The organism is Streptomyces beihaiensis, from assembly GCF_026274175.1.
GTDB classification, from domain to species: Bacteria; Actinomycetota; Actinomycetes; order Streptomycetales; family Streptomycetaceae; genus Streptomyces; species Streptomyces beihaiensis.
The window spans coordinates 1-5,388 of record NZ_JAPHNL010000142.1; the positions used below are offsets into that span (position 1 = coordinate 1).

Here is a 5,388-nt window from a genome sequence, read left to right on the forward strand (position 1 = left end):
AGGTTGCAGATGTCGACGACGGCCTCGACGTTCTCGGCGGTGAGCGTGAAGTCGGGGTTCGTCTCGTGCGCGCGGCGGCCGTCTCGTCGTGCACGTAGGAGAGCGCGACGTCGTGCCCGTCGCGCGCGAGCCGCAGCGCGGTGGCGGCGCCGATGCCCCGGCTGCCGCCCGTGACGAGGGTGATGGGGCGGGTCAAGAGTTCCTCCGTACGGTGACCATGACGTTGATCATGTCGCGCGTGGTGCACCGTACCAGCGCCATTGCCGGGGCCTCGCCCTCCCGTCGAGCTCACCGCGGCCGGTCGCCCACAGCAGCGTCGGCCAGGGCGCGGTGCCGGTGGGGGCGTCAGGAAAGAGACGGCGCAGAGCGCGTGAGCAGAGCGCCGCGGGCGGTTCGAACCGCGCGCCGAGGCCCCGCGCGATGTCGTAGGCGTGCACGAGTGTCTCGACGACGCCCATGGCGGCGAACCCCTCGGGGTCGGAGACGCCGAAGACGTGGTGGGCGCGGGCCGTGGGCGGGGTGGCGCGGACCACGGCGGCGAGCAGCCCTCCGCACGCCTCCAGGACACTGAACAGCCCCTCCGGCCCCGCGTCGGTCTCGACGGTGACGGTGTTCTTCGGCCCTTCCGGGCGGCGGGCCGTCCAGCCGAAGGGCAGGTCGCCGTCGGTCACCGGTCGAAGCGAACCGATGTGGGCGGCGTAGAAGAAGAGGTCGTCGGCGAGGTGCTCGGCCGTCTCCCGGCAGGTCCACTCCACCTTCCCCGCTCTGACGTCCCAGTCGGCACCGGCCGCCGGGCGCAGCGCGGCGACCGCGAGCTCGACGGCCCGCGCGACGTCGTCCGCGGTGACGGGAGTGGCAGTGGCGGGGGCGGCGGACGTGTTCGGCTCTGTCGGCATGCCGCGACCGTAACAACGATCCCCTCCGGCGCCCCGGGTTTCTCGTGTGGCACGCCTTCTGCGCGGCACGCCTCTTGGCCGGGGGCCGCGACCGGACCGACACTGAGTCGATGACGCAGCGTGTGGAACTCGCGACCGTCCTGGACCGGCTCGCCGTGGACGAGCTGGTCACCGACTACGCGGCGGCCGTCGACGACGGCGACTGGGCGGCGTACCGGGCCCTGTTCGCGCCAGGGGCCCGCGCCGACTACCGGGCGGCGGGCGGTGTGGACGGCAGCGCCGACGACGTCGCCCGGTGGCTGGAGTCGACGATGGAGCTGTTCCCGATGCGGCAGCACCTGATCGTCAACCGCCGGATCCGGTTCGGTCTGCTGGAGCGGGACGACGGCGACACGGCCCAGGTCCGCGCCGACTACATCAATCCCATGCGGAGCACGGCGGTCGGTGGCGCGGAGGAGAACGGGGCCGGGAGCGGCGGCGGGGACGGGGCGGGCGCGCCCGACTTCGTGTGCGGCGGCCGGTACGACTTCGCCCTGGTGCGGACCCACAGTGGCTGGCGGCTGCACGGGGTGACCGTGCACGAGAAGTGGCGGCGGCTGCCGTCGCCGCCCGTCGGCACCAGGGCGTGACGGCCTGGGCCGAACGGCCGGTGGGCCCACTGTCCTTGATCCCTTCCGGCGCGCACACTTGAGGCACGTGGGATGTCAGGGACCGGTGTCCGAGGCCGGTGTCCGGAGCTGCCGTACGAGCTGGGAGGCGCGCCACATGAGGCGATGGCTGCGGCCACTGGAGACCTCGCCGTGGTGGCGCGGCGCGGCGGCGGTGTGCGCCGGGGCGCTGCCCGCGCTCGCGTTCCCCGCCCCGTCGCTGTGGTGGTTCGCGTACGTGGCGCTGGTGCCGTGGATGCTGCTCACGCGGTCGGCCGCGACGCCGCGCCGCGCGGCCGCTGACGGATGGCTGGGCGGGTTCGGGTTCATGTTCGCCGTCCACCACTGGCTGCTTCCGAGCCTGAACGTGTTCACGCTGCTCATCGCGGCTCTGCTCGGCGTGCTGTGGGCGCCGTGGGGGTGGCTGGTGCACCGACTGCTGCACCGCGTGCCGTCGGCCGGCCCGGCCGTGACGGCGCTCGTGGCCGTGCCGTCCGGCTGGCTGATGGTGGAACTGGTCCGGTCCTGGCAGGGGTTGGGCGGGCCGTGGGGGCTGCTGGGTTCGAGCCAGTGGCAGGTGGTGCCCGCGCTGCGGCTCGCCTCGGTGGGCGGCGTGTGGCTGGTGAGCCTGTTCGTGGTGGCGGTGAACACGGCGGTGGTGCTCCTTGTGGTGACGCGCAGCGCCCGCGTCCCCGCGGTGGCCGGTCTGGTGGCCACCGTGACGTTGGGCTGCGCCGCGTGGGCCTGGGCGCCGCGCCCGCAGACCGACGGGCGGGCGCGGATCGCCGTGGTGCAGCCGGGCGTGATCGGCGGGGCGCACTCCGCGGAGCGCCGGTTCGACCGCGAGGTGGCGTTGACCCGGACGCTGGCCGGCCGGAACGTCGGTTTGGTGGTGTGGGGCGAGAGCAGCGTCGGCTTCGACCTGACGCACCGCCCGGACCTGACTCGCAGGCTCGCGGCGCTCTCCAGGGCGGTGGGCGCGGACATCCTGGTCAACGTGGACGCGCGCCGCACGGGCGCCTCCGACGGCGGCGGCATCTACAAAAGTTCGGTGCTGATCGGCCCGAACGGCCCGACCGGGCCCCGCTACGACAAGATGCGTCTTGTGCCGTTCGGCGAGTACATTCCGGCGCGGCCGCTGCTCGGCTGGGCGACGTCGGTCGGCAAGGCGGCCGGCGAGGACCGGATGCGCGGGACGCGGCAGGTCCTGATGGACGTCAGGCACGGCTCGCGGGACCTGCGTGTGGGGCCGCTGGTCTGCTTCGAGTCGGCCTTCCCCGACATGACGCGGTCGCTGACCCGGGACGGCGCGCAACTCCTGCTCGCGCAGTCCTCCACCTCGACGTTCCAGGACAGCTGGGCGCCCGCCCAGCACGCGTCGCTGGCCGCGCTGCGCGCCGCGGAGACCGGCCGTCCGATGGTCCACGCGACGCTCACCGGGGTGTCGGCGGTGTACGGCCCGGACGGGGCGCGGGTCGGCTCCTGGCTCGGCACGTCGGCCGACGCGGCGCGGGTCTACGACGTGCCGACCGCGCACGGCACGACGCTGTTCGTGCGGCTGGGGGCCTGGCCGGTGCACGCGGCCGTCGCCGTCCTCGCCGCGCTGGCGGCCGTGGAGGCGGCGCGGCGGCTGCGGCGGCGTTCCACCGAACCGGCCGCCGTCGCCTCCGCGCACGGCCGCTGACATCGGGGCTTCCCAGGCGTGGGGGCACGCGTGAGGGGCACGCCCGGCGTGGGGCACGCGTGCCGCGTCACGCGTGGTGGCGCAGCACCTCGCGCACCACGTGTTCGCACAGTTCGTGCGTGGCGAGCGCGTCTCGGGCGCTGAGCACCTTGCCCGCCTCTACGGCATCGAGGAAGGCGTGGACGGCCTGTTCGATGCCGCGCTGGCGGGCGACGGGCACCCAGTCGCCGCGGCGGCGCACCGTCGGCTGGCCCTTGTGGTCGACGACGTCGGCGAGGTTGAGCACCTGCCGTTTGGTGTCCTGCCCGGAGACCTCCAGGATCTCCTCGGTGGAACCGCTGAGCCGGTTCATCACGCCGAGCGCGGTGAAGCCGTCGCCCGCGAGTTGCAGCACGATGTGCTGCACCAGGCCGTCCTCGACGCGGGAGCGCACGGTGACGTCGTCGATCGGGCCCGGCGCGAGGAACCGGAGCGTGTCCACGACGTGGATGAAGTCGTCGAGCACCAGCGTGCGCGGCTCCTCGGGCAGGCCGATGCGGTTCTTCTGCAGGAGGATCAGCTCGCGCGGGTGGTCGGCGCACTGCTCGTAGCCGGGGGCGTGGCGCCGGTTGAAGCCGACGGCCAGGGAAGTGCCGCGCTCCTCGGCCAGGCGTACAAGCCGCCGCGAGTCGGCCAGTTCGTACGCGAGGGGCTTGTCGACGTAAGTGGCGACGCCCGCCTCCAGGAGCCGGGTCACGATCGCGGGGTGAACGGCGGTGGGCGCGTGCACGAACGCCGCGTCGAGCCCCTCGGCGAGCAGGGAGTCCAGGGTGGTGTGCCGCTGCCCGTCGGGCACGTGGTGGCGGTCGCCGACCTCGGCGAGGGTCGCGGGCGTGCGGGTCTGCAGGTGCAGTTCGACCCCGGGCAGTGCGGTGAGGACGGGCAGATACGCCTTCTGTGCGATGTCGCCGAGCCCGATGCAGCCGACCTTCACGTTCCTGTGCTCCTCGCTGTTCGTGCCGCCGTCCGCGGCCGGGGCCCCGCCTGGGGGCGGCCCTGCGGGCAGCTTACGGTGCGGTGCGGTGCGCGCCCGCCGTCGCGTACGGCCGCCGCTGCGGCGGGCGCCAGTCGGCGATGCCGTCCATGCCGCGCAGCATGAGGGCGGGGCCGAGGGCGCCGACGGCGCGGAGGGCCGCGTCGCGCAGGGCGACGGCGGGCCGGTTGCGCAGCATGTTGAGCCGGGTGACGCGGACCGCCCTGCGGGTGACGTCCGTGGTGCGGGGCAGCCGGTCGCGGGTGTAGGCCGCCAGGCCGGGGGCGGCGCCTGGCGGGGCGTGGTGGGCGAGGACGACGGCGTCCTCGATGGCCTGGTTGCCGCCCTGACCGAGAGTGGGCGGCATGGCGTGCGCGGCGTCACCGAGCAGGGCGACGCGGCCGCGGTGGAAGGCGGGCAGCGGCTGTGCGATGTGGTGGACGTCGTGGCGCAGTATCCGGTCGGGGGCGGCCTCGGCGACGATCGCCGGGATCGGGTCGTGCCAGCCGCCGAACCGGCGCACGACCCGCAGGCCCGAGCTGCGCGCGTACTTCGACGAGGCGGCCCAGCAGTTCCGGCGCCCGCTCACCGCGCTGCTGCGGTCGGCCGGTTCCCGGGACCCGGAGCGGCACACGCTGTCGTTGGTGGCGTGGACGGAGGGCGTGATGTTCTCGTGTGTGGCGGGCTCGTTCCACACGGCGGTGCCGGGTCCGGCGGAGCTGCGCGAGGGGTACGGGGAACTGCTGCACGGGATGCTCGGCGAGCGAGGCGACTGAGGCCGCGCGGTTCCGGTCGGTCCGTCACCCGTGCGGGGCAAGGGGGAGCGATCCGGCCCTGGGCGGGCACGGCGTCCAGGAGAGTTGCCGCGTGCTCAGAAAGTCATCCTCGACCCCGTTGTTGCTGACCGCGGCGGCCGCCGCGGTCACCGCCACGGCCGCATCCGGGTGCGTGAGCGTCCAGCCGCGCGACGCCCCCGCCCCGCCGCCCGCGCCGGCCGTCTCCGCTCGGGCGCCGCACCCCGACGGCCACCCGGACGGGCATGCCGACCGTCCGCTCGGCGAGGGCCCGGTGCGGCCGACATCAACGGCGGCAAGCTCTACCAGCAGTCGTACCTCGACCGTGGCAACTGGAAGCTGCCGTTTCGATGGG

The 5,388-nt window shown here is 74.6% G+C and carries 6 protein-coding genes and 1 pseudogene; 3 read left to right on the forward strand and 4 right to left on the reverse strand.

The features are described from left to right. Both OFY01_RS14580 and OFY01_RS14585 read right to left on the reverse strand, forming a co-directional pair. A partial coding sequence (locus OFY01_RS14580) for an SDR family NAD(P)-dependent oxidoreductase (RefSeq protein WP_266599962.1) occupies positions 1 to 196 on the reverse strand: 196 nt, incomplete at its 3' end. A gap of 31 nt (positions 197 to 227) precedes the next feature. Further along, complete coding sequence (locus OFY01_RS14585) at positions 228 to 896, reverse strand: maleylpyruvate isomerase N-terminal domain-containing protein (RefSeq protein ID WP_266599963.1); 669 nt, start codon at positions 894 to 896, stop codon at positions 228 to 230. Between the two features lie 110 nt (positions 897 to 1,006). On the opposite strand from OFY01_RS14585, the gene OFY01_RS14590 reads away from it, so the two are divergent. After that, on the forward strand, positions 1,007 to 1,525 hold the full coding sequence (locus tag OFY01_RS14590; RefSeq protein ID WP_266599964.1) for a nuclear transport factor 2 family protein: 519 nt from the start codon (positions 1,007 to 1,009) through the stop codon (positions 1,523 to 1,525). A 136-nt stretch (positions 1,526 to 1,661) separates the two neighbouring features. Further along, entirely contained in the window at positions 1,662 to 3,227 is a 1,566-nt protein-coding gene (gene lnt / locus OFY01_RS14595) for an apolipoprotein N-acyltransferase (RefSeq protein WP_266599965.1), read from the forward strand. 67 nt (positions 3,228 to 3,294) lie between these two features. On the opposite strand, the gene OFY01_RS14600 is transcribed toward lnt, so the two are convergent. Then, positions 3,295 to 4,200, reverse strand: coding sequence for a Gfo/Idh/MocA family protein (locus OFY01_RS14600; RefSeq protein ID WP_266599966.1), 906 nt, complete (start codon positions 4,198 to 4,200; stop codon positions 3,295 to 3,297). 73 nt (positions 4,201 to 4,273) lie between these two features. Then, positions 4,274 to 4,873, reverse strand: a complete 600-nt coding sequence (locus tag OFY01_RS14605; protein ID WP_407700345.1) for an FAD-dependent monooxygenase — start codon at positions 4,871 to 4,873, stop codon at positions 4,274 to 4,276. On the opposite strand from OFY01_RS14605, the pseudogene OFY01_RS14610 reads away from it, so the two are divergent. Further along, a pseudogene (locus OFY01_RS14610) lies at positions 4,764 to 5,015 on the forward strand (TetR/AcrR family transcriptional regulator); the annotation flags it as partial. The gene OFY01_RS14605 and the pseudogene OFY01_RS14610 overlap by 110 nt on opposite strands. Positions 5,016 to 5,388: the final 373 nt, after the last annotated feature.

Excerpts from the sequence above, each read along its gene's own strand:
- OFY01_RS14585 (WP_266599963.1), bottom strand. The coding sequence starts at position 896 with ATGCCGACAGAGCCGAACACGTCCGCCGCCCCCGCCACTGCCACTCCC.
- OFY01_RS14590 (WP_266599964.1), top strand. The coding sequence starts at position 1,007 with ATGACGCAGCGTGTGGAACTCGCGACCGTCCTGGACCGGCTCGCCGTG.
- lnt (WP_266599965.1), top strand. The coding sequence starts at position 1,662 with ATGAGGCGATGGCTGCGGCCACTGGAGACCTCGCCGTGGTGGCGCGGC.